Raw genomic sequence first — 25239 nt, 5'->3', positions numbered from 1 at the left:
CGCTACTTGTGCGGCACCACGGTGCCGCCCCGGAAGGCGGAGTCGCGCAGCACCAGGCCGTCCTGCTTGAAGAGGCGCGCGGCCTTGGGGCCCACGAAGAAGTCCTTCGGGTCACCGCGGCGGAAGGTCTTCTTGATGAACTCCTCCACCTCCAGGTAGAGGCGGCGGAACTTGTCCGGGGCCGCGTCGCGCCGGCCCGTCTGGGACGTCACCTCCAGCTCCACCCACATCTGGCCGCTGAGCAGCTCGCCCTCTTCGTTGCGCCGCGAGCGCATGATGAAGATGACGGGGGAGCGCACCTCGTCGATGCGCCACGAGCCCTTGTCCGGCCCGCGCTTCACCTTGTCCACCAGGGCCGGGCCGATGTCGCTGGCCACCAGGTACAGGTCCTCCTCCGGCAGGTGGGGGACGTTCTCCATGGTGGCGCGGAAGGGCTTCCAGTCCGCGGGAACGCGCCGGGGGTAGACCTCCAGCACGTGACGCTCGAGGAAACGGAAGAAGGCGACCTCATCGTCGGGTGCCATGAAGAATTGGAGGATGTTGGCCATCGCGGCGTCCTCATATCCTGGAAGCACGCTAGAAACACAGCCATGGACACTTGGCTGCGCTCCCGGATGCACGAGCTGTGTGACTTGCACGGCGTCATCAACCTGGCTTCCTGGGATCGGGAGGTCTACCTGCCCGCCAAGGGCGCCACCGCCCGCGCCTGGCAGCTCTCCACCCTCCAGGCCCTCCAGCACGAGCGGCTGGTGGATCCGCGCCTGGGCGAGGCGCTGGCCCGCGCCAGCGAGCCGGGCCCTGCCTCCCAGGCCCTGACGCCCGACGAGCGGGCCATGGTGCGCGTGCTCACCGAGGACCGGGAGCGCGCGGTGCGGCTGCCCGCCCGGCTGGTGACGGCGCTGGCGGAGGCCCAGGGCGCCGGCATCCAGGCCTGGCGCGAGGCCCGCGAGGCGAAGCACTTCGCCCGCTTCCAGCCCGCGCTGGAGGCGCTCCTGGCCCTGCGGCGGGAGCAGGCGGACGCGCTGGGCCACGACGGCGAGCGCTACGACGCGCTGCTCGAAGGCTTCGAGCCCGGCATGCGCGTCCAGCGCCTCACCCCGGTGCTCACCGCGCTGCGCGACGCGCTCATCCCCATGGTGGGCACGCTCGCGCAGGTGAAGCGCCCCGCGCCCGCGTTCCTGGACGGGCGCACCTACGACACCGACCAGCAGTGGCGCTTCACGATGCGGCTGCTGGAGGCGGTGGGCTTCGACCTGGAGGCGGGCCGCCAGGACGTCAGCATCCACCCGTTCACCAACAGCCAGCACGCGAACGACGTGCGGCTCACCACGCGCCTGGACGCGAAGCACCCGCTGGCCGCGCTCTTCGGCACGCTCCACGAGGCGGGCCACGGCCTGTACGAACAGGGCTTCTCCCCGGAGCACCTGCGCACGCCGCTGGCGGCGGTGCCCTCCATGGGGCTGCACGAGTCCCAGTCCCGCCTGTGGGAGAACCTGGTGGGCCGCGGCCGCGCCTTCTGGGTGCACCACTTCCCCGCGCTGAAGGACGCCTTCCCGCAGGCGCTGGCGGACGTGGACCTGGACGGCTTCCACGCGGGCATCAACCACGTCACGCCGTCGCTCATCCGCGTGGAGGCGGATGAGGTGACGTACAACCTGCACATCGTCCTGCGCTACGAGCTGGAGCTGGCGCTGCTGCGGGACGAACTGCCCGTGTCGGAGCTGCCGTCCGCGTGGAACGAGCGCATGCGGCGCTACCTGGGCCTCACGCCCCCGGACGACACGCAGGGCGTGCTGCAGGACATCCACTGGGCCTGGGGCGAGCTGGGCTACTTCCCGACGTACGCGCTGGGCAACCTCTACGCCGCGTCACTGCACGCCGCGGCCGGGCGCGCGCTGCCGGACCTGGAGGCGCGCCTGTCCCAGGGGGACACGTCGCCCTTGAGGGGGTGGCTGCGCGCCCAGGTGCACTCGCAGGGCTTCCGGCTGCACGCCGAGGACCGCGTGCGCGCCGTCACCGGCGAAGGGCTGACGGATCGCGACTTCCTGGCGTACCTGCGCGCCAAGTACGGCGCGCTGTACGGCGTGGCGCTGTAGCGGGGTGTCCCGGGCCGCCCGCGAAGGACTCAGGCGGCGAACACCAGCGGACGGCACGCGCGCGCCAGGTGCAGCGCGTCCCGCGCGAGCGCATGCGAGGCCGGGTCCTGCGCCTCCAGCCACGCGGCGCGCGCCACCTGGCTGCCCAGCTCGAAGCACAGGCTCGCGGTGCGCCGCGACAACCGGCTCTCCTTCTGGAGGGCCCGCACGTTGAGCTCGCACAGCTCCGCGCACTGGCGCAGCAGGCGCACGGCGTCGTCATCCGCCGGGAGACCCTGGGCCTTCAGGCGGGCCATGCCCTCCTCGCAGGAGGTCTGGCACTGCAGGCTCGCGGCGATGCACCGGGAGACCTCTGTCCTCGCCCCACCTGTCCTGGCTCCCAACATGACCACGCCCTCCCTGGTGAGGCGACAAAGGTACGCATGCCCGCTGTCCGGGCAACCTGCACTCCGGGCTCAGATGGGGTCTGGACAACCGCCCCCTAGACCCCTGGACACCGGGCCCGGCCACGGATGCCCGGACGATTCCGGCGATTTTCGCCGGACCGCCCTTTCGTGCCGGGAAACGTCAGGTTCCCAGCACTGGGTAGGGCGCCAGCAGTGCGACGAGCTTGTCACCGTACAGCCGCCGCCGCTTCTCCCCGAAGTAGGGCAGCTCCAACAGCGCCTCCGCGGTCGCGGGAGGGTGCGCCGCGAGCGCGTCCATCAGCGGGTTGGTGAGGATCACGCTGGGCGTCACCTTGCGCGCGGTGGCCTGTTCGATGCGGAAGGCCTTGAGGGCGTCCTCGCGCTTGCGCCGGTGGGGGTCGCGCGGACCCTTGGGCTCGCGGTCCAGGTCCAGCTCTCCCCGGGCGGCCTTCTCCTGCTGCTCGCGGATGAGGGCCAGGATGGCGTCCCCGTGGGCGCGCACCACGGCGCCGCGCACGCCGGCCGCGCGCGCCAGGTCCTTGTGGGTGTTGGGCTGCTTCAGCGCCAGGTCCGTGATGGCCATGTTGGACAGCATGCGACCCATGGGCACGTTGTCCTTCTCCGCCCACTCCAGCCGCTGCTTGTGCAGCCCCTGGGCGATGGCGTGCGCCAGCGCGTACTGCGCCGAGGACAGGCCGCTGCGCGACAGCTTGGGCTTGTACTCGGCGCCCGTCTCCGGGCGGGCCGCCGCCTCGTCGCACATGCGCGCGCAGTCCAGCAGCACCTCTTCCAGGATGTCCGCCTCGCGGCACGCGTCGCGCACCTGGCGGCCCAGCTCGCACAGGTAGCGCACGTCGTTGGCGATGTAGTCGCGCATGCCCGGGGGCAGGGGCCGCAGGGAGAAGTCGGACTGCTGGTGCTCCTTCGGCAGCTCGATGCCCAGGCGTTCACGGGCCAGGTCCGCCAGGCCCACCTTGGGCCAGCCCAGCAGCGTCACCGCGCGGTGCGTGTCGAAGAGGCCGCGCACGCGCACGCCCGCCTCGGCGAGGTACTGGAGGTCGCCCTGCGCGGCGTGGAAGAACTTGGTGCGCTCCGGATCCCCCATCAGGGGGACGAGCAGGCGCGGATCCACGCCTGGCTGGAGCGTGTCGAAGAGGAAGATGTCCGTGTCGGTGCCCAGCTGGAGGAAGCACAGGCGGGCGCGGAAGGCGTGCATCGCGTCCGCCTCCAGGTCCACCGCCAGTTCGGGCGCGGATTCGAGCACGCGCGTGGCCGCCTCCGCGCCGGCTGCGTCCACCACGTCCAGGGCACCTTGAGGGAAGGTCGGCATCGCGGAGAGCAGGCTAGCGGACCCGCCCGCCCCTTTGACGTGTTTTTTCCCGAACCGCCGCTAGGATGGCCCCGCCGATGAACGACGCCCAACGTCTTGAAAAGAGCCTGCTCGGCCACATGGGCCGAGCCATCGCGGACTTCCGCCTCATCGAGGCCGGAGACCGCATCATGGTGGGCGTGTCGGGGGGCAAGGACTCCTACACGATGCTCCACCTGCTGCGGGAGCTGCAGCGGCGGGCCCCCGTGAAGTTCGACCTCCTCGCGGTCAACCTGGATCAGGGACACCCTGGATTCCCGGGCCACGTGCTGGAGGGCTACTTCCAGCGCGAGGGGTACGCCTACAAGATGCTGAAGGAGGACACCTACAGCATCGTCCTGGAGAAGACGCCGCCGGGGAAGACGCAGTGCTCGGTGTGCTCGCGGCTGCGCCGGGGCATCCTCTACAACGCCGCCGTGCACCTGGGCTGCAACAAGATCGCCCTGGGCCACCACCGCGACGACCTCATCCACACGATGCTGCTGAACATGTTCTTCGCCGGGAGCCTCAAGGCGATGCCGCCGCTCCTGAAGAGCGACGACGGGCGCAACGTGGTCATCCGGCCGCTGTGCTACGCGCCGGAGAAGGAGATCATCCAGTTCGCGCAGGCGAAGGCGTTCCCCATCATCCCCTGTGACCTGTGCGGTTCGCAGGAGAACCTGCAGCGCAAGCGGATGCAGAAGCTGGTGGAGGACCTGGGCAAGGAGATCCCCAACGTCCGCCAGAGCCTGCTCAACGCGATGTCGAACGTGCGGCCCACGCACCTCTTGGACAAGACCCTGAACCCGGACCCGCTGAACGCGCACGAGGCCGTGCCCGGGCTTCCCCCCACCACCGACGACACGCAAGGGAGCGCCAGCCCATGGCTCGAGAGCAGGCAGTAAAGACGCGCAAGGAGCGCAACGCGGCGCTGGTGGAGGCGATGCTGCTGGCCGCCATGGCCGACGGCAGCGTGTCCCAGCGCGAGATGCAGACGCTGCTGGCGCGGGTGCTGGAGCGCCCGGAGTTCGAAGGCACGCAGGCCGGGGAGCTGAACCTGCTGGTGGAGTCCAGCGCGGTGCGGCTGTCGGAGGCGCGCAACCTGGAAGAGGTGCTGGCGTCGCTGCGCCGGCGGCTGCCGGACCACAAGAACCGGATGCTGGCGTTCGGGCTGGCGGCGGCGGTGGCGCTGGCGGATCAACGCGCCACGCGCTCGGAGCTGGGCCTGCTGAAGACGTTCCAGGCGGCGCTGGGCATCTCCGAGGACGAGGTCGCGCAGATCATCGACGTCATCGAGCAGGGGGGCAGCCTGTCCGAGGCGCTGGGCGAGCCCCTGGAGCGGCTGTTCGCGGAGGTGATGGTGCTGGTGCTGGCGGCGGACGGCCAGCTCAAGGAGGCGGAGGCCCGGGCGATGGTGGAGAGCTTCGCGGCGGATCCGCTCTTCCAGAACGTGAGCCCGGAGCGGGCGCAGGGCTTCGTCAGCGAGTCGGTGGCGGCGCTGGCGTCGGACGGGCTGCCGCAGCGGCTGCACGCCCTGGCGCACGGGCTGGCCACGCACTCCCAGCGGATGAAGGCGTACCAGCTGGCCACGAAGATCGCCCACGCGTCCGGGAGGACGAGCCACGCGGAGCAGCGCATCCTGGACCTGCTCCAGGCGACGTTCGGTCTGGCTGACGATGAAGTGGCGCGGTTGGACCAGCAAGGGTAAGCAGGGAGTGGCATGACCCCGCACGTCCCCTCAGGTTCGCGGCACTCCTTCCGTTTCGGCCTGCCGCCGTCGCTGGGCAGTGAGACGGCGCGCGAGCGCGCGGAACGGCTCGCGTCATTCCTCCAGCGCGCGCTGGGCAAGCTCGTGGAGGTGGGAGTCGCCACCAGCTACGAGACGCTCGCCAAGGACCTGTTGTCCGGGCGGGCGGATGCCGCCTGGGCGCCGCCCTTCGTGTGTGCGCGCATGGAGGCCATGGGGGTGAGGGTGCTGGTGCGCGGGGTGCGCCGGGGCATGTCCAGCTACCGCTCCGCGCTGGTGGGCCGGGCGGGCTCCGGGCTGACGCTGGAGAAGCTCAAGGGCGCCAAGGCGGCGTGGGTGGACCGCGATTCGGTGGCGGGCTACCTGCTGCCCAGCGCCTTCCTCAAGACGCAGGGGCTGGAGCCGTCGCGGGCGTTCGTGTCGCAGCAGTTCACCGGCTCCTACCAGGGCGCGCTGGAGGCGGTGCTGGAGGGGAGGGCGGACGTGACGAGCGTGTTCTGTCCGCCGGCCTCCACCGGGCTGTCGTTCGCCACGGGCGTGGAGGATGTGCTGGGCAAGGGGATGGGCTCGCGCTTCGAATTGCTGGCCTACACGGACGAGGCGCCCAACGACGGCGTGCCCGTGGCCATGGGGTTGCCGGCGCCGCTGGTGGCCTCGCTGGAGTCGGCGCTGCTGGGGCTGCCGGCCACGCCGGACGGCCAGGCGCTCTTGCGCGACATCTTCAACGCGGAGCGCTTCGAGATCGCCCCGCGCATGGGCTACCGGGCGCTGTACCGCGTGGCGCTGGCGAGCCTGTAGGACGGCTGCTTTCGCCCGGGTGACCCGGGCGGCGCGCGGAGGCTGCTCGCGCTCCGCGTCATCACGCGCGCACGTCAGGCGAAGGCACCGCACCCTCGGTGAGCCCCCGCACCCTCCGGTTTAGGCGAAGGCACCGCACCGGCGGTGAGCCCCCGCGCCCGCCGGGTTGCTACTTGTCGGAGTCCGGCCCGTTGCCGCGCGCGGGGCGCCGGGCCTGGGAGACGGAGCCTTCGGCGGCGCGGGCGGACTTCGCGGGCGCCTTTCCTCCGACGGAGTCCTCCGGCGCATGCGCGGGCCTGGCAGCGGCCCGGCTGTCGGCCGCGCCTTCCTGGGCTCGCACGGGCTTCGAGGCGGAGCGGCTGTCGGTCGCGCCGTCGGAGGCGCGCACGGCCTTGGAGGCGGAGCGGCTGCCGCCGCCAGGTGCCCCCTCCGGTGCGCGCACGGGCTTCGCCGTCGGCCTGAACTCCACGGGCCCCTCCGGCGGCGGCGCGGCGGGCTTCGCGCCCGTGTCCTCGTCACCCCGCACCGGTCGCGTGTCCGCGTGGCTGAAGCCGGTGTTCTCCTTCGTGCGCACGGGCCGCGCCTCCGGGCGGCTCAGGCCGGAGTTCTCCCGCGTGCGCACCGGCCGCTCCGAAGGGCGGGCCACCCCGGAGTCCTCCGGGGAGCTCGCGGCCTTCGTCGACGATTGGCTCACGGCCGAGGCCTCCGGAGGAGGCGGCGGCTTCGCGGGCGTCTTGCCCGGGGCCGGTGGCGCCTTCGGGGCCGGGCTGCCCGGCCGGGCCATCAGGCGCGGGTCGAAGTAGATCATCGTCGGCTCGGCCGCGAAGCGCTCCTCCTCCAGCTCCTCCGCGTACACGTCGCGCATGAACGCGGCCAGGTGCGCGCTGGTGCCGTGCAGCTTCTCCTGCTGGAGGAACTCCTCCAGCGCGAGCTGCAGCTCACCCGCGGTGGAGAACCGGTCGTCGCGCTTGCGCGCCAGCGCCTTGAACACGATGGCGTCCAGCGACTTGGGGATGCCCGGCACCGCCTCCGACGGCGGGATGATCTTGAAGCCCACCACCGCCTTGAGCGTGGCCATCTCCGACTCACGCTTGAACAGGCGGCCGTTGGTGAGCAGCTCGTAGAACACCGTCCCCAGCCCGAACACGTCCGAGCGCGCATCCAGCGGCTCGCCCCGCGCCTGCTCCGGGGACATGTACGCGTGCTTGCCCTTGATGGTGCCCACCACCGTCTGGGACAGCTTCCCCTGCGCCTTCGCCACCCCGAAGTCGATGAGCTTCACGCCGCCGTTGAAGCCGACGAGCACGTTCTGTGGCGACACGTCCCGGTGGATCAGCGACAGCTTGCGCCCGGACGGACTGCGCGCGTTGTGCGCCGCGTCCAGCCCCGCCGCCGCCTCCGCGATGATGCGACAGCGCAGGCCCAGCGGGAACCCGCCCGGGTGCGCGGACGCGCGCGGCACCAGCGAGCCCAGGGGCTCTCCGTGCACGTACTCCATGGCGATGTAGTACTGCCCGTCCACATCCCCCATCTCGTAGATCTGCGCGATGTTCGGATGGTTCAGCAGCGCCGCGATGCGCGCCTCGTCCAGGAACATCTGGAGGAACTCGTCGTCCTCCGACAGGTGGGGCAGCAGCCGCTTCACCACCAGGAGCTTCTGGAAGCCCACCGGCCCCTTCTGTCGGGCAAGGTAGACGGCCCCCATGCCGCCGGTGGCCAGCTTGCGCAGCAATTCATAGCGGCCGAACGTTTCCACTCCGGCCGGGGACGATAGCCGCGCCCGGGCCGAACTCAAAAGTCCGCCCCGCCGGAAAACGCGAACCGGGCCGGCCCCTTGGGGGACCGGCCCGGCCGCGGTGCGTCACGGGTCCGCGGAGCCTTGGGGCTCCCTTACGGCGTGGGGGCGCAGACGCTGCGGTAGCGGATCTCCACGGCCTGGCCCGGGGTGGGCACCGAGCCCGGGTTGAAGATGATGGCGTTGCGGCCCGCGTCGTACAGCCACTGGTTGGCGGGGACCACGCGGCCGTTCACTCGCACGCTCAGCTCCGCGGTGCCGTCCGGCTGGGCGGTGAGGGTGAAGTCCGCCTGGGGCTCACCGGCCTGCTGGATGATGGGATCCAGGAACCCCCGGTAGTCGCCCTCGCAGATGGAGCCCACGGAACCGCCCGTGCCCCTCGCGACGGCGGCGAAGCGCTCCCCGTTGGGGCCGGCGGTGGTGCACGCGGTGCTGGTGGGGATGAGCGCGTGCAGGTTGCTGCGCTGGGACATGCCCGTGCCCTTCAGCGTCTGGAGGAACTGGATGTAGCTGTCCGGTTCGAAGCCGGAGTGGTCGTCCTCGTCCGCCAGCACCACCACCGCCATGCGGGCCGCGGCGCGGGTGAAGCCCAGGTTGCCGTCGTTGGGCTGCGCGGTGCGGACGTCGTCGGCCTGCTCGGACAGCGGAGCGGACAGGCCCTGGCGCATCGTCTCCAGGCCCTGCACCAGGTTGTGGCAGAGGCCCACGCCCAGGTTGGCCTGGATGGTGGCCGCCGCGTTGGCGCTGGTGCCGGACACGACGCGGGCGCGGCTGCCGTCCACCGGGAAGAGGCGACCGGCCTCACCGCCGTTGGCGCCGCCGCCGCACAGCCCGCCGCGCTGCACGAGGCCGGTGCTGGTGACGCCCACGCGCACGTCCACGTTCAGCTCCTTCGCGCGCTCCAGCCAGCCGGGAATCGCGGCCTTCAGGCGCTGCTGGTAGGTGTCCATGGTGGTGGTGTTGGAGACCACGAAGAGCACGTCCAGCTGGCTGTCGGTGCCCTGCGTGAAGCGGTCCACCTGGATGCCCTCGTGGTTGGTCTCCGCGAGCAGGGGAACCAGGAAGCCGTTGGGCTCCGTGTCCGCCCGCAGGTACATGGGGGTGAAGTGCTGGCCCAGCACGTTGCGGGCGTAGTTCACCTCCATCTCGAAGCCCTGGCCCGGCGCCAGGGTGACGGGCGCGCTGACGGGCGTCATCAGCGAGAACTGGTTGCTCGTGCCGTTGCCGATGACGGCGTCCGTCACGGTGAGCGGCTCGCTGCAGCGGTTGGACACGAACGTCTTGCGCGGCTTCGCGGCGCAGTCGTAGCGGATGGGCCCGAAGTCCACGAAGGACGGCGTGGCGACCAGGCAGGACGCCTGCGACACGGCGTGGATGGGCAGCGTCACCGTGGGGAACGCGGGGTTGTTCACCGTGAGCTGGAGCTCGCCGTTGAACTCACCGCCCGTGGTGGGCGCCCGGAAGGAGATCATGGAGCTGAAGGCCGTGTCGTAGAGCACCACGCCGCCGGTGATGGGGCCGCCGGGCATGGTGAACACGCCGCCGGCGTCGTTGGACAGGTGCACGTTCTTGATGGCGCACTCGGCCCGGCCCGGGTTGCGGAAGTAGAAGCCCAGCACCGCGCCTCGGCCCGGGGCCACGTTGCCGAACTCCAGCGACGGCTGGGGCAGCAATTCGTACACGCAGGGGCCGCTCGCACGGGCGCGGCCCGTGAGGGTGATGGCGCGCTCGGGCGTGAACAGGTCGTTGGACTGCACGTAGAGCGTCGCGGTGAAGGGCCCCTCCGCCTTGGGCTCGAAGTAGACCTTCAGCTCCAGCGCGTCGGCGCCCGGGGCGATCTGCAGGCCGTTGGCCTCCAGCGTGGGCCAGGTGCCGCCCTTCCACGGGTAGTCCTGCATGCCGCGCGTGGGCGTGCCCACGGTGAACTGGGCCGCGTCGCCGTCGGCGCGCACGCCGGTGAAGGTGAGGGGGCCGTTGCTGCCGGCGTTGGTGATGCGGATGACCTGCTCCACCTTGCCGCCCACCGGCAGCTCGCCGAAGTCGAGCGCCACCGGGGCCACGGCCAGCGTGGGACGGCCGCCTCGCGCGTCCAGCATCACGCGGGCCTCACGCGCCTTGTCGGACGCGTACGCCACCGTGAGGTTGCCCACGTTGGGGCCGGAGAAGCGCGCGGCGAACTCCATCCGCATCTCCACCACCTCGCCCGGCTGCACCGTGGCGCCCTCGGGCTTGGACAGCGGCGAGAAGGCGCGGTCGCTGGTGGCCAGCGCGGAGATGGTGACCGGGCGCCAGGTGATGTTGCGCGCCCGGGTGAAGGACTCGGTGCGCTCGTGCACCGGAATCTCGTCGAAGGGCACCGGCGCCGGGTCGAACGCGAAGGCGCTCGCCACGGAGTTGCCCTTCAGGTCCACGACGGACGGGGTGCACGTCTCGCACGACACGACCTCCAGCCGGGCGCCCATCTGCCCCAGCGCGCGCGGCAGGTACTTCGTGCGCACGACCTGGGTGCTGTTGGGCGGCACGGTGATGGTGTCCGGCGTGAACGGATCCGCCTGGTCGCCCGCGACCTTCAGCGTCAGGGGCAGGTCCACCGGGTTGGTGACGGTGACCTCCAGCACGCGGTCGCTGTCCACCTCCAGCGTCTCGTAGTCCAGCAGCGGCGGGTGCACGCCAATGGGCGTGGGCGTGCCCATGCCGCGCACGGGCAGCTGGTTGAGGGAGCCCACGTTGGCGTCCGTCGTCACGCGCAGCGTCTCCTCCACCGGGCCCTCGGCCAGCGGGTGGAAGCGCACCTTCACCACGTGCGACTCGCCCGGCGGCACGCGGCCGCCGCCCTCGGTCAGCTCCACCTGGTAGGACGGATTGTTGCCCAGCCCCAGCGCCTCCAGCGCGGAGAAGGGCACGTAGCCCACGTTGCGGATGCGCACTTCGCGCTCACGCCACTCGCCCACCGGCACCTCGCCGAAGTCGAGCGCCTCCATGTCCAGCACCGCGGTGGCCTGCACCCCGCGGGTCTGGTCCTCTTCGTGACACGCCATCGTCCCCGCCATCAGCGACGCCAGCAGGACGAACCGACCCCTCCACCCCATCACCATTGTCCGCTCCCCACCCTTCCACACCACACGCACACGGATGCCCGGGACACGTAATCTCTCGCGGGCCTTCCTGATCCAAGAGCCGTGCCGTCGCGCGGGCGGCGGCGTCACCCACCTGAAATCAAGGACTTGGGGCACGCCACGGCGGCCAAGTGAGCGCTGGAGGGAACCAGGGTGCCCTGGAGGGTGAAAGGTTTTTCCCGACCTCTTGCCAACCCTCACCCCCATCTTTTCAGGGGGGATAGCGAACGTTTCCCTGCACGAAGGTCGCGATCGCGGCGGCGATGGCCTGGGGTTGCTCCAGGTGGACGTGGTGGCCGCCCTCGAAAACCTGGGGTGGGCCCACGAGCGTCCGCAAGGCGTCCAGGCGCCCCTGGAGGAGGGGCGGGGAAGGGGACAGGCCCTGGCTTCCCCGCAGGATCTGGACGGGGCAGGTGACGGCGGCCTCCAGCGCCAGCCACTGGGACTCGTCGAAGCCCTGCCCGAAGCGGCGGCGGTGGCGCGGGTCGAAGGTGAAGGCGTGCTCGCCCTCGGGGGTGGGGTGGGTGCCGTGGTGGGCGAAGAGCCGGGCCGCGTCCGGGGACAGGGTGGGGTTCGCCTGACGCAGGCGCTCCGCGGCGGCCTCCACGGAGGGGTAGCGCTTGCGGTTGGGGGGGCGGCGCGCGTCGTCCAGGAAGCCGCGCAGCCGCTGCACCGCGCCCTCGGGCGGGCCGCCGGAGGGGCCCAGGCTCTCGATGAGGGTCAGGCTCAGGATGCGCTCGGGGCGCGCGGCGGCGTACGCGAGCGCGACGATGCCGCCCAACGAGTGCCCCACCAGGTGCACGGAGGGGAGGGCCAGGCCGTCCAGGGCGGCCTCCACGTCCAGCAGGTGGTCGCTGAAGTGGTACGTGGCGCCGGGCCCCAGGTGGCCGCTCTGCCCCATGCCGCGAAAGTCGAGCAGCACCGTGCGCCAGTCCGGGGGCAGGTGCTCGCAGAGCGGGTCGAAGCTGTGGGAGTGGTCCAGCCAGCCGTGGAGGAACAGCACGGCGGGGTCGCCGCCCGGGTGGCGCTGGCGCACGTGCAGCGGCAGGCCCTCGGCGTCCAGGGTGCGTGATTCGAAGGGGGCGGTGGGCATGGAGGTGGCTCCTCCTGCCCGTGTGTCAGCAACGCGGTGTGGGCCTCAAGGCGCCGCGCGCGCGGGCCCGCTCAGGCGGCGCTGCTGGACGGCGCGGCGGGGCGCGGCGGGGCCCCCGAGTCCGGACGGCCGAGCACCAGCGCCAACTGCCGGGCCTGGCTCTCCGTGGCGCAGCGGTACTCCTGGACCTTGCCGTTGGGCCGCTCAATCCGAATCACCCAGACGTCATTCTCCTTGGTCACCACAGGCGCTTGGGACATGGGGTCCCTCCTTGCCCCGATACAGAAGCATCCTTCGTGCCGACCCCTGGGCTTGAGCCAAACGCCTGATATCCGGCCATCTCCCCGTCTTGCGGCCGCACGAGTGACAAAATTCGTTCAGCGAGCCGACAATTTTCGGGCGCCTGGGTCGCACTCCTTGCGTAGCCCCGCAGGGCAACCCGAAGTCGTTGGAATGACAAACATGTTTCAGACCGGGTCAGGCCACTCCCAGGCGGAGCGGTAGCCGCCGTCGGTCTGGGTGCCTTCGATGAAGCGCGCGTAGAACGCGTGGCTGCTCAGGGTGGCGGAGTCCCCCACGACGAACAGGTGCCGGCGGGCGCGGGTGAGCGCGACGTTCATGCGGCGCAGGTCATTGAGGAAGCCCAACTGCCCCTCGCTGTTGGAGCGGGTGAGGCTGACGAGGACGGCGTCCTTCTCCCGGCCCTGGAACGCGTCCACGGTGTCCACCTCCACCTCCGGGTGCACCGCTTCCAGCGCCTCGCGGAGCTGGCGGGACTGGGCGCTGTACGGGGCGATGACGGCCACCTCGCGCGGGGACAGGCCCAGCGCCAGCAACTGGCGCACGCGGGCGACGACGTAGTCCGCCTCGCCCGGGTTGAAGAGGCTGTGCGTGGTGGGCTCCACCTCCTCGTCGAACCCCTTGCCGGCGGTGTCCAGGAAGAGCACCGGCGGGGCGTCCACCTCCGCGCCGGGCGCGAGCACGTCCGCGAGCGTGCGCTCCGCCACGGACGGGTGGGCCCGCAGCTCGCCGGCGTACATCTCCCGCGACGGGAAGGCCATGATGGTGGCGTTCATCCGGTACTGCTCGCGCAGCATGCGCTTCACGTCGTCGCCGTGGTCCTTGAGCAGCCGCTCGAAGAGGCTCACGCCCAGGCCCGCCTTGGACGCCTCCTGCGACAGCACGGTGGGCGGCAGCTGCTGCGGGTCCCCGGCGAGCACCACCTTGGGCGCGCGCAGGAAGCCCAGCAGGGCCAGCGGTTCGGTGGCCTGGGTGGCTTCGTCCAGGAGCGCCCGGTCGAACTCCTCTCCGGCGAGGATGCCGGAGCCCAGGCTCGCGAGCGTGACGCACACCACGTCCGAGCGCGCGAGCACGGCCCTCACGGCCTTCTTCTCCAGCTTGCGCGCCTCATCCATCAGGTCCTTGGCCTCCGCCGTGGACGAGCGGGCGTTGGAGAAGCGCTCGCGGCTGCGGCCCTGGCTGCGCTGGCGGCGCGCGTAGCCGAACAGGTCGAAGGCTTCATCGAACAGGTCGCGGCTGATGATGCGGTCCGGGTGCTCCTCCACCACGATGTCCAGCGTGTGCTCCTGGAGCCGCGCGGCCACGCGGGCGGGGTGGCCCACGCGGATGGCCCGCAGGCCCTTCTCCAGGCACAGCTCCAGCAGGTGGTCCACGGCGGCGTTGCTGGCCGCGGTGCACAGCAGGCGCTCGCCGCGTGCGACGGCCTGGGCGGCCACCTCCGCGAGCACCGTGGACTTGCCGGTGCCGGGAGGGCCGTGCACCAGGAAGAAGTCCTCCGCGGCCAGCGCGCGCTTCGTGGCGTCCAGCTGCTCCGGGTTGAGCGGGCGGGTGGGGGTGAAGTCCTTCGCGTTGTCGAAGCGCGGGGGCTCGTTGCCCAGCAGCACCTCGCGCTTGTGCCGCTCGGCGCCCTTGTCCAGGGCCTTCACGCGCTGGAGGCCCGCCCGGATGCGCTCGTACGTGATGTCGTTGGGGACGACGTCCAGGCGCAGCAACCCTTCGGAGATATAGGCGGGCGGATCCCGGTCGAACGCGAGCTGGATGCGGGTGGAGGACGCGCGCGACACGAGCGCCTTCGCCGGGTCCTTCACCTCCGCGCGGCGGGGCAGCACCGCCACGAAGTCGCCGTTGGACAGGCGCGTGGGCAGGCGCCCCCGGTCCGCGCGGGCGAGCGTGAGGAGGATGCGGCCCCCCAGGCCCACCTCCTCCTCGACGGTCTCCAGGTCCAGCACCGACAGGCCCTGCTCCTCGCGCTCGCGCAGGGACAACCCTTGCGCGAACGCGACCGTGCGGGCCTTCTCGGCCTCGCGTTCCTGGGCGAGCAGCGAGCCGAGCTTGTCGAAGAACGAGACGTCACGGGCCATGGGGCAGGTCATGCCACCACAGGCGCCCTGGCGGCCAGCGCGCCGTCACGGCCCGTGTCGGGCAGTGGCCTGCCCGGACGCACCGCCCCGCTACTGGCAGGCGTAGGTGTACGAGGAGGGCGTGCTCCAGGTGCCGTCCGGGTTGATGAGGCGCACGGTGTAGCCGCTCGCCGGGTAGCTGGTGCCCCAGCAGTCGCGGGCGCGCACGTCGTTGCGCAGCGCCGTGCCCAGGCTCCAGTTGCCCACGCGGCGCTGCTTCTCGTACACCGCCACGCGGTCCACCGCCTGCGCCCAGGTGGCGTCCGCCGCGAGCACGTCCCGGCGCTTCTCCAGGAACTTCTGGAGCCAGGCGCTCTCCGTGATGCCGTTGTGGCCAATCACCGGCGCCACCTGGCCGCTGTTGCCCAGGGCCGTGTTGGCGCTGCGGATGATGGCGTTCACGCCGCTCTCGCCGTGGTTGATGGCCGCGTCGTACAGCGCCGCCTTGGTGAGCGCCTGGGTGAAGCCCCAGCGCGTGGCCTCGTTCATGATGGGCGTGTAGTAGAGCGCGTCGCTCACCTGGTCCTGGCACTGCTTGAAGTCCGCCTTCGTCGCGGCGGTGTTGAAGCTCGCCGCCCAGTCCGCCGTCCAGTTGCCCACCGCGTCCAGCTCCGCCGTGGACGCCTGGTTCTGGCCGGTGGACAGGAAGCGGTTGTTGATGACGTTGAGCGCGTTCCAGTACTTCGCCAGCCGGTTGCCATTGGCCTCGGTGCGCAGCGCCCGGTAGCACTGCACGACCTGGATGGCGTCGCCGGTGCCGGTGCAGAAGCCCGCGCGCCCGTTGGTGTAGCCGCGCCCGTCCTGGATGTTCTCCGCGTAGGCGTAGTTGAGCGTGGGCGTGTCGTTCTCCCAGATGCTCGTCAGCGCCTCCGCCACCTTCTTCTGGTTCGCGGTGAGGCCCGGGCCACCAGGGGACGTGGTGCCGCAGCTGTCCGACTGGACCTTCACGTTGGCCGCGGTGAACGACGTGTTGGAGTTGGTGGAATAGTAGAACGTGTGTGACGCATTCACCGCCACCGTCAGCGCGGAGGTCCGCGTGTACGTGCACGTCCGGTTCGACTGCGTGTGCGTCCAGCCGGGCTGGTCGTCGTCACACGTCACGCCCGACGGCACATCAATGGAGATGTGCGGGTTGGCGATGGCCACCGTGCCCGTGTTCTTGAACACGAGCGTGCCCCAGTAGTCCGCGCCCACGTACGTGTTCGTCGTGATGGAGTGCGCGCACGCCCCCAGCTCCTGCTCCACCGCGCCCGGCGCCACCGCCGCGTCGGCGCCCTCCTCCGCACCACACCCGACCGCCAGCGCCGCCAGCCCCGCGAGGACGAACGACCGACGGGCCCGACCCTGTGAACGCTTCGCTTCCATGTGCCTGCTCCCTGTCGTGGACGGAGGGCGCGGACCTTCCCCACGCATCCCCGTGAAAGCAGGAATAATGGAATTTACGGCGAACTCCAAGTCCTCCCGGGAGCGGGTCGGGACGGGAGACTTCGCCTACCCTGGCGCCGGCGTGGGCGCGTCCGGCAGCGGGAGCACCCGCCACAGCTGGGGCTTGTTGTACTGGGGCGGAATCATGCCCAGGGGCCAGCCGTCCGCGGTGAGCTCCGCGTACTGGTAGCCGCGTCCGCCAAAGGGGATGCGGGTGCCGGAGCCGGGCAGGCCCACGCCAATGGCCGCGTGCGCCAGCGCATCCGAGTACAGCAGCACCGCGTCCACGCCCACCTGCCGCAGCAGCATCAGCGCGAGCACGGCCTTGGAGTCGCAGTCGCCGCGGTCCTGCGCGGGCACCAGCCCTGGCGGGACGATGCCGAACGGCTCGTCCCCGGGCAGCTCGTAGCGGATGCGGCGCACGAAGCCGAGGATGAGCTCGGTGGCCTGCGCGGCGTCCAGGTTGCGCTCGCGGATGGAGGTGGCGAAGCGCTCGCCCAGGACGCGCACCGGCACCGCGTTGCTCTGCATCAGCTCCGCGTAGATGCAGCGCATGTCCGTGCCGCACCCCGGGGGCGCCACGTACGTGAAGCGCTCCGGGCCCATGGCGCGGTAGCGCAGCCGCAGGCTGTGGTCGCGGTGCGCCTGCTCCAGCCCGCGCTCCACCGCTTCGCCCAGGCCGTAGGCCACCTGCTGCCGGGCGGGCTCCAGTCCCTCCACGCGCCAGTCATACGCGTGCACGCGGTCCGGGGGCGTGTCCTCCGGCACCAGCGCCCTGCCCAGGTCCAGCGTCGCCTCCACCGGCGAGCCCGCCCCCACCTCCGTCCCCGGGGCCTCCGCGAGCCGCCCCGCCTTCTGGACGTCCACGCGCCAGAAGACCGTGGCCAGGACCGTGCCCGCCAGTCCCCACCGCAGCCAGGTCTTCCAGGAGCGCGCGGCCATGGTGCTGGGACTCAGGCGGGCGCGCGCAGCATGCCGGTGGGGAGCTGCGGGAAGGGGATGAGCCCGTTGAGCGCGGCCTGCAGGCCGGGCGCGGTGAGCAGGGCAATCACCAGCAGGAAGGCGCAGAGGATGAGGGCCGCGGCGATGTTGCCCTTGCGCACCTCCGCCAGCTCGTCGATGCCCGGCGTCATCCTGTCAAACAGCCGCACGCCCAGCGCGAGCACCGCCACGCCCACCGCCAGCGACAGCGCCACGTGCACCAGGGACAGGCCCATGAGCTGGAGCACCGCGATGGGCGGCACGGGCGGGTTCTGCACCGCGATGTCCACCGCGTCCCCGGTGGCCTTCAGCGCGTGCTGCACCAGCAGGCCCAGCGACACGAGGCTCGTCGCGTGCACCAGCCCTGCGGCGACGTTGCCCTGGCGCAGCTCCTCCACCGGGTGGCTGTCCAGCAGGCGACCCAGGCCGTGCATCCCCAGGCCGATTCCGAGCGCGGCCACGAGTCCACCGAAGACGACCTTCACGAGTCCGACGACGAAGAGGGTGAGGTCCATGGTCCGCGCGGGACTGTAGCGGATGCTCAGGCGTCCTGCGCGGTGCCCTTCTTCCGGCGGCTGAGCGTCCAGCCGAGGAGCAGCAGCGCCGCCCAGCCCGCGCCCGAAGCCGGGCCGCTGCCCACGGAGCACCCCAGGCTGCGCGTCATGTCCGTCGTCGGGTCGTACTCCACGGCGACGTGGAAGCTGCACAGCGCCGCGTTGCCGGCCGCGTCGAGCGCGGTCACCTGCACCGAATGCATGCCCGGCGCGAGCGGCGTGCCCGGCTCGGGGGTGTAGTGCAGCTCCGCCGCGGACACGGCGTCCTGAGCGGTGGCCGGCGGGTAGTCGGCGCGGGTGCCGGACATGACGGCGGTCCGCAGCGTGACGTCGTCCGGGCAGGCGAGGACGGGCGGCCGGGAGTCGCGCACCTTCACCTGGATTTCACACGAGCTGCTGTTGCCCGCTTCATCGGTGCGGGTGAGCTGCACGCGGGTGATGCCCAGGGGGAACAGGTCGCCGGGGGCGTGCGTACGGGAGGTGGCCGCCTGGGCGGAGACGTTGTCGCTGGCGGTCACCTCCGGCCACCAGGCGCGAGCGCCGTCCGGGCCCTCGGCCTCCACGCGCACCTCGCTCACCTTGCACGCGGACGCGGGCGGCTGACCGTCGCGCACGGTGACGGGGAAGGCGCAGGTGGACGTGTTGCCCGCCCGGTCGCGGGCCGTCATCGTCACCAGGGTGGTGCCCAGGGGCAGCACGCTGCCGTTCTCCGGGATGATGGAGGTGACGACCTCGCCGCCCGTCTCCTCCGTCACCGTGAACTCCGGGTAGTACACCGTGGCGCCCCGGGGCGAGCGGGTGTTGACGACGAGCTCCGACGGGCAGCCCTGGATGGTGGGCGGCGTCAGGTTGGCCACGGCGACTTCGATGACGCACGCGGCGACCCGGCCCTGCGCGTCCTCGGCCTGGTAGTAGACGGGGAAGCTCATGGGCATGGTCAGCGGCGTGCCCTCGGGGTGGCTGGTGCGCACCGTCAGGGGCGTCTGGCCACCGGTGAGCGCGGGCACCGGGAGGCGCATCTCCGTGCCCTGGGCATGCGTGGCGGGCACGTCCAGGTGGGACGGGCACTCGCGGAAGGCAGGCGCCGTGGCGTCGCGGTCCAGCCGCCACAGCGACAGGCCGTTGAAGGGGCTGTCATTGGGGATGATCAGCGAGTCCCCGAACGGCACCACCCTGGACGGCGAGAACGGCCGGGTCGCGGGCACCCGGGCCAGACGGTACGTGCCCGCCGCGGTGCCGTCGGTGCGCCACAGCTCGCCGCCCCAGTCATTGGGGGCGCGGTAGAAGACGAGCTCGTCACCCCAGGCCGCGATGAAGTGCGGGACGAGGGGCCGACCCGCGTCCTCCAGCGGGATGGCCGTGGTCTTCTGCGCCGTGCCGTCCGTCACCCACAGCTGGCGGCCGGACCCCGTGCCCTGGGTGAGGTAGTAGACGCGCGCGCCCGCCCGGACGAGCGAGACGGTCCCGCTGAGGTCGCGCGGAAGCGCCTTCACCGGAAGGGTGCCCGCCTCCGTGCCGTCCGTGCGCCAGAGGTCCACCTGCTGGCCGTCCTTCACGAGGAACAGGAGCGTGTCACCCAGCACGGTGAGCTGGCTCAGCTCCGGCTCGAAGGAGCCCGCCACCAGGTCGCTCACCCGGGACGTGCTCGGATAGGTGCCATTCGTCTTCCACAGGGTCCTGCCGTGCTGACCGTCGTCCGCGGTGAAGAAGCAGGTGGAGCCCAGCGCGGTGACGGGCCCGGGGTTCGACGACTCGGCGCCCGGACGGAGGTCGCGGACGCGCCAGGTGCCCGCATCCGTGCCATCCGTCCGCCACAGCTCCCGGCCCTCGGGACCGACGGCGCTGAAGTACATGGCGCCGCCACACGGCCCCAGGAAGGAGGGATGGGAACCCTGGGGACCGGGCCACACGTCCTGGACGCGCACGGTGCCCGCTTCGGTGCCGTCCGACTTCCAGAGCTCGGTGTCGCCGTCGCGGTCCTCGGCGGCGAACAGCACGGAGGTGCCGAAGGCGACGGGCAGGTTCGGCGCGCGCACGCCGCTGGCCGCTCCCGACTGGAGGTCCCGTACGACGTGGGTGCCCTGGGCCGTGCCGTCGCTCGTCCACAGCTCACGGCCGGTGGCCGTGTCGTGGGCGGTGAAGAACAGGCGGCCCGGCACCGAGGACAACGTCGTGTGGTCGATGACGGCGGAGGGCGGCACCAGGTCCTGCATGGAGCGCGTGCCCTGGGCAGTGCCATCCGTCGCCCACAGCTTCAGGGGGCGGTGGTCGTAGGCTTCCACGCGCGGGCCGCTGAAGAAGTACAGCTGCCCGTTCAGGGTGGCCTGGGGCTGGAGCTCGAAGTTCGTGGCGGAGGCGAAGCCGCTCTCTTCCGGAAGCCTGGCCAATGGACGAACGCTGACCGGATCCGGACCATTCGCGCTGACACCGGAGGCCAGCGCAGGACCGCTGACCGCCACCAGTGACAACGCCGAAAGCCACGCACGACCGCCGCGAGTCATCATCCAACCCCTCCCCACCAACGCCCGTTCCACTGACCGCTTCGCGCCCGCTGGCCGCTGACCCCTTGAAGGGAGCCGCGCCAACACCATCCACGGGGCGCACCGTCATCACGCCCGGTGTGATCCACAACCGAGGGGACGACTGACTGTTCGCCAGTCGTCTCACGGACCCGGTGTCATCCCTGCTTCATGTGTTCACCAGCGACCGGCCGGCCCCGGTCTCCCGTCGCCTGATGTGGGTGGTACTCGGACGCCGACGGTGGGAGTCCTCTACCCGCGCCACCGGACGACCTCAGACGATGTCGAAGGTCACCATCGAGGTGCCGGGAGGGTTCGAGGACAGCGTCAAGGCGCTGGAGGAGACGCTGAAGCGCGCCCACCGAGGCGTGGAGGGGCAGGGGACCTGGCCGCGTTCGACGCCGAGTAGCAGGAGGTGGCCTCGGGGCAGGAGGCCACCGTTCACGGCTCACACCGTCGGCACTGTGCCGCCATCGATGACGTACTCCGTGCCGGTGATGGAGCCCGCCTTCGGCGACACGACGAACGCGATGAGGTCGGCGACCTCTTGAGGCGTGGCCGGACGGCCGAGCGGGATGCCTCCCAGCCCCTTCATGATGAGCTGCTTGCCGCCCTCGTAGTCGGTGCCGGCCTCCTTGGCGAGGCGCTCGGCCAGTTGCACAGAAGCCTCGGTCTCCACCCAGCCCGGCGAGACGCGGACCACCCGCACGCCTTTCGGCGCCACCTCTTTCGACAGTGACTTGCTGTAGGTCGCCAGCGCCGCCTTCGCTGCGGCGTACGCCGTCGTTGACTCTGGCAGGGGCAGCTCGCGCTGGATGGACGTGACATGCACGATGACGCCCGAGCGTTGCTCCAACATCGACGGCAAGAGCGCTCGGTCGAGCCGGACCGAGGGCATCAGGTTCAGATTGAGCTCCTTCTGCCACGCGTCCTCGCTGAGCGCCGCAAAGCCACCTGGGGGCGCACTCGAGCCGCCGAGCACATGGACCAGGATGTCGATGCCACCGAGGTGCGCGAGTGCGTCGCGCGCCACCTGCGCGCAGCCTTCGATGGTCGTGACGTCGGCGGCGACGTAGTGCACGTCAGGCGTGTCGCTGGGAACGGTGCGTGCGGTCGCGACAACCTTGGCGCCGGCGTTGACGAGGGCCGTGACGACCGCCGCACCGACCCCCTTCGTTCCTCCCGTGACAAGGGCTCGGCGGCTCTTCAGTTCGAGGTCGAAGCTCACGGTGCAATCTCCAGTCGGGCGATGAGCCCGTCAGCGAGGGTGAAGCGGAAGCGGAGCTCAATGGGGCTGACTGGGAAGTTGCCCATCACCTTCGCACGCACCGTGGTGCGAGCACCGTCGGACTCCGCCGCGAGCAGTTGCGTCGTGAACGTGTACTTGCTGTGTGCGGCAGCGTTCCACGCCTCGATGGCGGCGCGCCCGCGGTGTTCGTGGCGCTCATCCACGACGAGCGCATCGTCGGTGAAACACCGCGCCACGGCTGCTGGGTTGGTCGTCTCGTGTGTGAAGTAGCTCGCGATCGGCGCGGGCAGGCCAGGGAGCGGGTCGGGCGTCGTTTGCATTGCCCATCCTGTAATGAGTACGGTTTTGTTCCGCAAGAACACACGGGAAAGTAGGGTACATACCTTTGGGTAAGCATGAGCACCATACGCCAGCGACGGCGGCCAGCGGCATCGAGGAAGCCATCCAGATGCTGGAGGGCCGCTGGAAGCTGGTCATCCTCTTCCACCTGTTCGGCGGCAAGCTGCTCCGCTTCTCCGAGCTGGAGCGTGCAATCCCAGCCATCTCGCAGAAGATGCTCATCCAGCAGCTTCGGCAGCTTGAGCAGGACGGCATCGTCGCGCGCATCGTTCACGCGCAGGTGCCGCCCAAGGTCGAGTACCACCTGACCGAGTGGGGACAGTCGCTCTGCCCGGCGCTCGACGAGCTCCTGACGTGGGCCGAGAAGCGGCCAACGCCGAAGCGCGCGCGACGGCCCACGAGCGCGTGACTTCGAGCCCGTTCGCCATCGCCCTGCCCGACGAACAGCTCGGGTCGGGGGCCAGCAGCCTCCCGCCATGCTCGTGCATGCCATTGGAGGACAGGTGCCCTGAGAGAAAGTCCTCAATGGCGGGAGACCGCTGGACAGGGCAACACACCTCCTCTGTTCCTCTGACTGCCTGCTAGGGTCCGCCCTCATTTTTGAGGGACCCCCCATGCGCCACCATCTGTCGCAGTACCTGTTGCCGTTGCTGCTCCTCGGGCTTGGAGGCCTCGCCTGTGGCGGTGACGATTCGACCCTCATCAACCATCCTCCGACCCTCATCGGTCCGAATGCGCAGACGACCCAGGTGAGCGCCGGGAGCCCGGTGGAGTTGGGGGTGGAGGCCACGGATTCGGACGGGGACGCGCTCACCTATGCCTGGGCGCAGAGCCCCGCGTCGCCAGCGGGCGCGTTCAATGACGCCTCCGCGCGCAACCCCACCTGGACGGCTCCGCAGGTCGAGAGCGCCCAGCGCTTCACGCTGACGGTGACGGTGAGCGACGGCAGGGACGGCATCACGCAGGGCACGGTGGCGGTGGATGTCTCGCGCGCCCTCGTCGTGAACAAGCCTCCGACGGTGTCGACGCCCACGGCCACGCCCGCCACGCCCATCGACGAGCAGCAGTCCGTCGCCCTGGCGGTCAACGCCACCGACCTGGACGGTGACACGCTCACGTACGCCTGGGAGCAGGTGACGCCCGGCACGCCGCGAGGGACCTTCAGCGCCCCTGCTTCTGCCCAGACCAGTTGGAAGGCCCCGGATGTGCTCTCCAGCGGGACGTACACGTTGAGGGTCACCGTCACCGACGGGAAGGGCGGCAGCACGCAGGCCACCGTCGACGTCGCGGTCCAGAAGGTGAACCAGCCGCCCACGGTGAACGCGACGCTCTCCGGCCCAGCGACGCTGCTGGCGGGAGCGACGGGCACGTTCACCGTCACGGCGAGCGACCCGGATGGGGACCCGCTGACCTTCGCGTGGTCGCAGACGGCCCCTGCTTCAAAGGGCACCTGGGTGGGAGGGGCCACCGGCGCGAGCGCGCAGTGGTTCTCGCCCGAGGTGGCCACGGGGACGTCCTTCACCCTGTCCGTGAGCGTCACGGATGGCGCGAGCACGCCCGTGGTCCGGAGCCTCACCGTCTTCGTCTCCGTGCCCCGGTACTCCACGGATGTGCAGGGTGTGTGGAGCTCCGGCTCATGCACGGGCTGCCACGGCACCAGCGGTGGGCTCAACCTCGCGTCAGGGAGCAGCTACAGCCACCTGGTCAACGTCAACGCCACCGTCGCCTCATGCAGCACGCTCAAGCGGGTCCAGCCCGGCGACCCGGACAACTCGGCGCTCATCCGCAAGATGGAGGGCACGACGTGCGGGAGCCGCATGCCCCAGAAGAACACGGCCTACTTTGATCAGAACCCGGGGCTCGTGGTTCGCGTCCGCTCGTGGATCCTCGCGGGCGCGGCGAACGACTGACCCGCCTGCGTACTGTGCCAGCTTCCCGGTGACCATTGTCATTCCCCGGAGGGCTCGTCGGAGGCAGTGCACGGAGAGCCGGGGGTACGACTCTGGATGTCCGTGCGAAGAGGCGTGGGCGTTCCTCGGTTGCTCAGCGTTCCGGAGGGGCGCTGCTCAACCAGAACGAGCGGTTGCCGCTGCGCAGCGCCTTCTCCAAGAACTCTCCAAAAGAGGATGCAATTCGCTCCACCACAGGGAACGTCTCGTGCCACGCGTCGAATAGCGGGTAGCTACCGGCAATGCGCTGGGCAACGTCCAGGACGATGAAGTCTGAGTCCTGCATGTCCACCAGCGTGTAGACCGAAGGCGCTCCGTCCTCGTCTTCGTCGCTGGCCCTGATTGCAAGACGAGCGCGACGGATCTCCGCGAGCGGGAGGAAGCGGTAGTTGGCGTTGTTGCGAGTCTCGAAGAGCGTGCCGCCGTCGCAGTGCAAGTAAAAGGCGCGCAGGTCCTTGTCGAGTTCCCAGCCTACGTGGGCTTCAAACGCAGCGAGCTGTGCTGGCGTCGCGGGTGCATTGGGGTAGTGAGTCCTGGAGACCTCGGCCAACATGCTACGCATGGACATGGCGGCCCTCTCAATCCACGTACGGGCGGTCAGGCCCTGGCGTCCGCCACTGGCCTGAATATTGTTAGACACTGTTATTGCATTAGCTTGCTGGTCAAAACGCTGGTCGCGACGCTTAGGACCGTTGCGAGAATGACTGCATTTCGCCACCAGCCTAGTCGTCGACTTCGCTCCACGCCATCGCCTATTGCAAAGTCCGCGACTGGCATTACGCGATTTCTTAGCCATGTCGCGATGAATCCGATTGTCGCGAGCAACCAGCCCCATAAAGGCGCTACTTCAGCTAGTGGTGAAGGCTTCCCTGCTGTCTTTGTTTCCTGAATTGCAGACTCACTGGCTGGAAATGCGGCCAAAGCCATGATCAGAAGGGCCGTACCGCCGAAGAAACTGACCACCGGCACCAGCTCCCATCGGGCGAAGTAGGCATATGGTGGTCTTCGCGCTGCGATCCATTGGTCTAGTTTTCCAGACAGTACGAAGACGTCCTTTTCTTCGCCCGCCATATCATAATCGATAGACGATACTTCTTGCTTTTCTGGTTTGCGTAGGCGAATTGCTGCCCTTTGCTGGGACTGCCAAGAAGTGCTGATTAGAATCTCAAGAATGGGATTTCCCCTGTCGCTTGTTTGCTGTCTGAGGCCCTGCAGGTCGCCACACTCAAGAGTGAGTCCGTCTGTGAAAGATATGGTGTATGTTCTTGGTCCGAACTCGCTGAGAATTCGATCAAGCTTTTCAAGTGCTGGGTCGTCGATCATGAATGCAGTTTGAAATTCGCGCTTTTTTGTGGCGTTCATTGTGGGTTTTGATCTGTGTCGTGGAGTGTTGATGTGCCTTG

General features: G+C 70.3%; 22 protein-coding genes. 6 read left to right on the top strand and 16 right to left on the bottom strand.

Annotated features, from left to right (window positions below; translation table 11 throughout):
• Nucleotides 1–2: 2 nt before the first annotated feature.
• Nucleotides 3–548 carry a hypothetical protein gene (locus OV207_RS26845; protein ID WP_193349035.1) on the bottom strand — a complete coding sequence of 182 codons (546 nt, stop codon included), beginning with the start codon at nt 546–548 and terminating at the stop codon, nt 3–5.
• Nucleotides 549–590: 42 nt separating this feature from the next.
• On the opposite strand from OV207_RS26845, the gene OV207_RS26840 reads away from it, so the two are divergent.
• Entirely contained in the window at nt 591–2096 is a 1506-nt protein-coding gene (locus OV207_RS26840) for a carboxypeptidase M32 (RefSeq protein ID WP_267557929.1), read from the top strand.
• A gap of 29 nt (nt 2097–2125) precedes the next feature.
• Here the strand turns inward: OV207_RS26840 and OV207_RS26835 are convergent, their stop codons facing one another.
• Together OV207_RS26835 and OV207_RS26830 are read right to left on the bottom strand one after the other, a co-directional pair.
• Nucleotides 2126–2392: a hypothetical protein gene (locus OV207_RS26835; protein ID WP_227027321.1), complete on the bottom strand. Its 267-nt coding sequence runs from the start codon at nt 2390–2392 to the stop codon at nt 2126–2128.
• Nucleotides 2393–2663: 271 nt separating this feature from the next.
• Nucleotides 2664–3833, bottom strand: coding sequence for a ribonuclease D (locus tag OV207_RS26830; RefSeq protein WP_193349038.1), 1170 nt, complete (start codon nt 3831–3833; stop codon nt 2664–2666).
• A 65-nt stretch (nt 3834–3898) separates the two neighbouring features.
• On the opposite strand from OV207_RS26830, the gene ttcA reads away from it, so the two are divergent.
• From ttcA to OV207_RS26815, 3 genes are read left to right on the top strand one after another with little or no spacing between them, the layout of a single operon-like run.
• Nucleotides 3899–4756 carry a tRNA 2-thiocytidine(32) synthetase TtcA gene (gene ttcA, locus OV207_RS26825; protein ID WP_193349039.1) on the top strand — a complete coding sequence of 286 codons (858 nt, stop codon included), beginning with the start codon at nt 3899–3901 and terminating at the stop codon, nt 4754–4756.
• Nucleotides 4735–5559 carry a tellurite resistance TerB family protein gene (locus tag OV207_RS26820; RefSeq protein ID WP_193349040.1) on the top strand — a complete coding sequence of 275 codons (825 nt, stop codon included), beginning with the start codon at nt 4735–4737 and terminating at the stop codon, nt 5557–5559. Before ttcA ends, OV207_RS26820 begins: the two co-directional genes overlap by 22 nt.
• A 12-nt stretch (nt 5560–5571) precedes the next feature.
• A complete protein-coding gene (locus OV207_RS26815; protein WP_193349041.1) occupies nt 5572–6396 on the top strand; it encodes a phosphate/phosphite/phosphonate ABC transporter substrate-binding protein in 825 nt (274 codons plus the stop codon).
• A 169-nt stretch (nt 6397–6565) separates the two neighbouring features.
• Here the strand turns inward: OV207_RS26815 and OV207_RS26810 are convergent, their stop codons facing one another.
• From OV207_RS26810 to OV207_RS26760, 11 genes are all read right to left on the bottom strand, one after another.
• Nucleotides 6566–8152, bottom strand: a complete 1587-nt coding sequence (locus OV207_RS26810; RefSeq protein WP_267557928.1) for a serine/threonine protein kinase — start codon at nt 8150–8152, stop codon at nt 6566–6568.
• 134 nt (nt 8153–8286) lie between these two features.
• Complete coding sequence (locus OV207_RS26805; protein WP_267557927.1) at nt 8287–11286, bottom strand: choice-of-anchor D domain-containing protein; 3000 nt, start codon at nt 11284–11286, stop codon at nt 8287–8289.
• 232 nt (nt 11287–11518) lie between these two features.
• Nucleotides 11519–12400 carry an alpha/beta fold hydrolase gene (locus tag OV207_RS26800; protein ID WP_267557926.1) on the bottom strand — a complete coding sequence of 294 codons (882 nt, stop codon included), beginning with the start codon at nt 12398–12400 and terminating at the stop codon, nt 11519–11521.
• A gap of 71 nt (nt 12401–12471) precedes the next feature.
• Entirely contained in the window at nt 12472–12660 is a 189-nt protein-coding gene (locus OV207_RS26795) for a hypothetical protein (protein ID WP_267557925.1), read from the bottom strand.
• A 207-nt stretch (nt 12661–12867) separates the two neighbouring features.
• Nucleotides 12868–14781, bottom strand: coding sequence for an AAA domain-containing protein (locus tag OV207_RS26790; RefSeq protein ID WP_193349046.1), 1914 nt, complete (start codon nt 14779–14781; stop codon nt 12868–12870).
• Nucleotides 14782–14871: 90 nt separating this feature from the next.
• A complete protein-coding gene (locus tag OV207_RS26785; RefSeq protein WP_267557924.1) occupies nt 14872–16185 on the bottom strand; it encodes a chitosanase in 1314 nt (437 codons plus the stop codon).
• A gap of 126 nt (nt 16186–16311) precedes the next feature.
• Nucleotides 16312–17187 carry a hypothetical protein gene (locus tag OV207_RS26780; RefSeq protein WP_193349048.1) on the bottom strand — a complete coding sequence of 292 codons (876 nt, stop codon included), beginning with the start codon at nt 17185–17187 and terminating at the stop codon, nt 16312–16314.
• A gap of 11 nt (nt 17188–17198) precedes the next feature.
• Nucleotides 17199–17741, bottom strand: a complete 543-nt coding sequence (locus OV207_RS26775; RefSeq protein ID WP_193349049.1) for a DUF350 domain-containing protein — start codon at nt 17739–17741, stop codon at nt 17199–17201.
• Nucleotides 17742–17767: 26 nt separating this feature from the next.
• On the bottom strand, nt 17768–20284 hold the full coding sequence (locus OV207_RS26770) for an HYR domain-containing protein (protein ID WP_267557923.1): 2517 nt from the start codon (nt 20282–20284) through the stop codon (nt 17768–17770).
• Between the two features lie 463 nt (nt 20285–20747).
• Nucleotides 20748–21527: an SDR family oxidoreductase gene (locus OV207_RS26765; protein ID WP_267557922.1), complete on the bottom strand. Its 780-nt coding sequence runs from the start codon at nt 21525–21527 to the stop codon at nt 20748–20750.
• Entirely contained in the window at nt 21524–21868 is a 345-nt protein-coding gene (locus OV207_RS26760) for a nuclear transport factor 2 family protein (RefSeq protein WP_267557921.1), read from the bottom strand. Before OV207_RS26760 ends, OV207_RS26765 begins: the two co-directional genes overlap by 4 nt.
• Before the next feature lie 65 nt (nt 21869–21933).
• Here OV207_RS26760 and OV207_RS26755 point away from each other — a divergent pair, with 65 nt between their 5' ends.
• Nucleotides 21934–22296: a winged helix-turn-helix transcriptional regulator gene (locus OV207_RS26755; RefSeq protein WP_267557920.1), complete on the top strand. Its 363-nt coding sequence runs from the start codon at nt 21934–21936 to the stop codon at nt 22294–22296.
• Between the two features lie 205 nt (nt 22297–22501).
• Nucleotides 22502–23797 carry an Ig-like domain-containing protein gene (locus tag OV207_RS26750; RefSeq protein WP_267557919.1) on the top strand — a complete coding sequence of 432 codons (1296 nt, stop codon included), beginning with the start codon at nt 22502–22504 and terminating at the stop codon, nt 23795–23797.
• A 133-nt stretch (nt 23798–23930) separates the two neighbouring features.
• Here the strand turns inward: OV207_RS26750 and OV207_RS26745 are convergent, their stop codons facing one another.
• Entirely contained in the window at nt 23931–24404 is a 474-nt protein-coding gene (locus tag OV207_RS26745) for an SMI1/KNR4 family protein (protein ID WP_267557918.1), read from the bottom strand.
• Between the two features lie 74 nt (nt 24405–24478).
• Nucleotides 24479–25198, bottom strand: a complete 720-nt coding sequence (locus OV207_RS26740; RefSeq protein ID WP_267557917.1) for a hypothetical protein — start codon at nt 25196–25198, stop codon at nt 24479–24481.
• Nucleotides 25199–25239: the final 41 nt, after the last annotated feature.

Source organism: Corallococcus sp. BB11-1, assembly GCF_026626625.1.
GTDB lineage: Bacteria > Myxococcota > Myxococcia > Myxococcales > Myxococcaceae > Corallococcus > Corallococcus soli.
The sequence above is the reverse complement of the archived record's forward strand: the minus strand, read 5'-3'. Positions and strand labels throughout refer to the sequence as shown.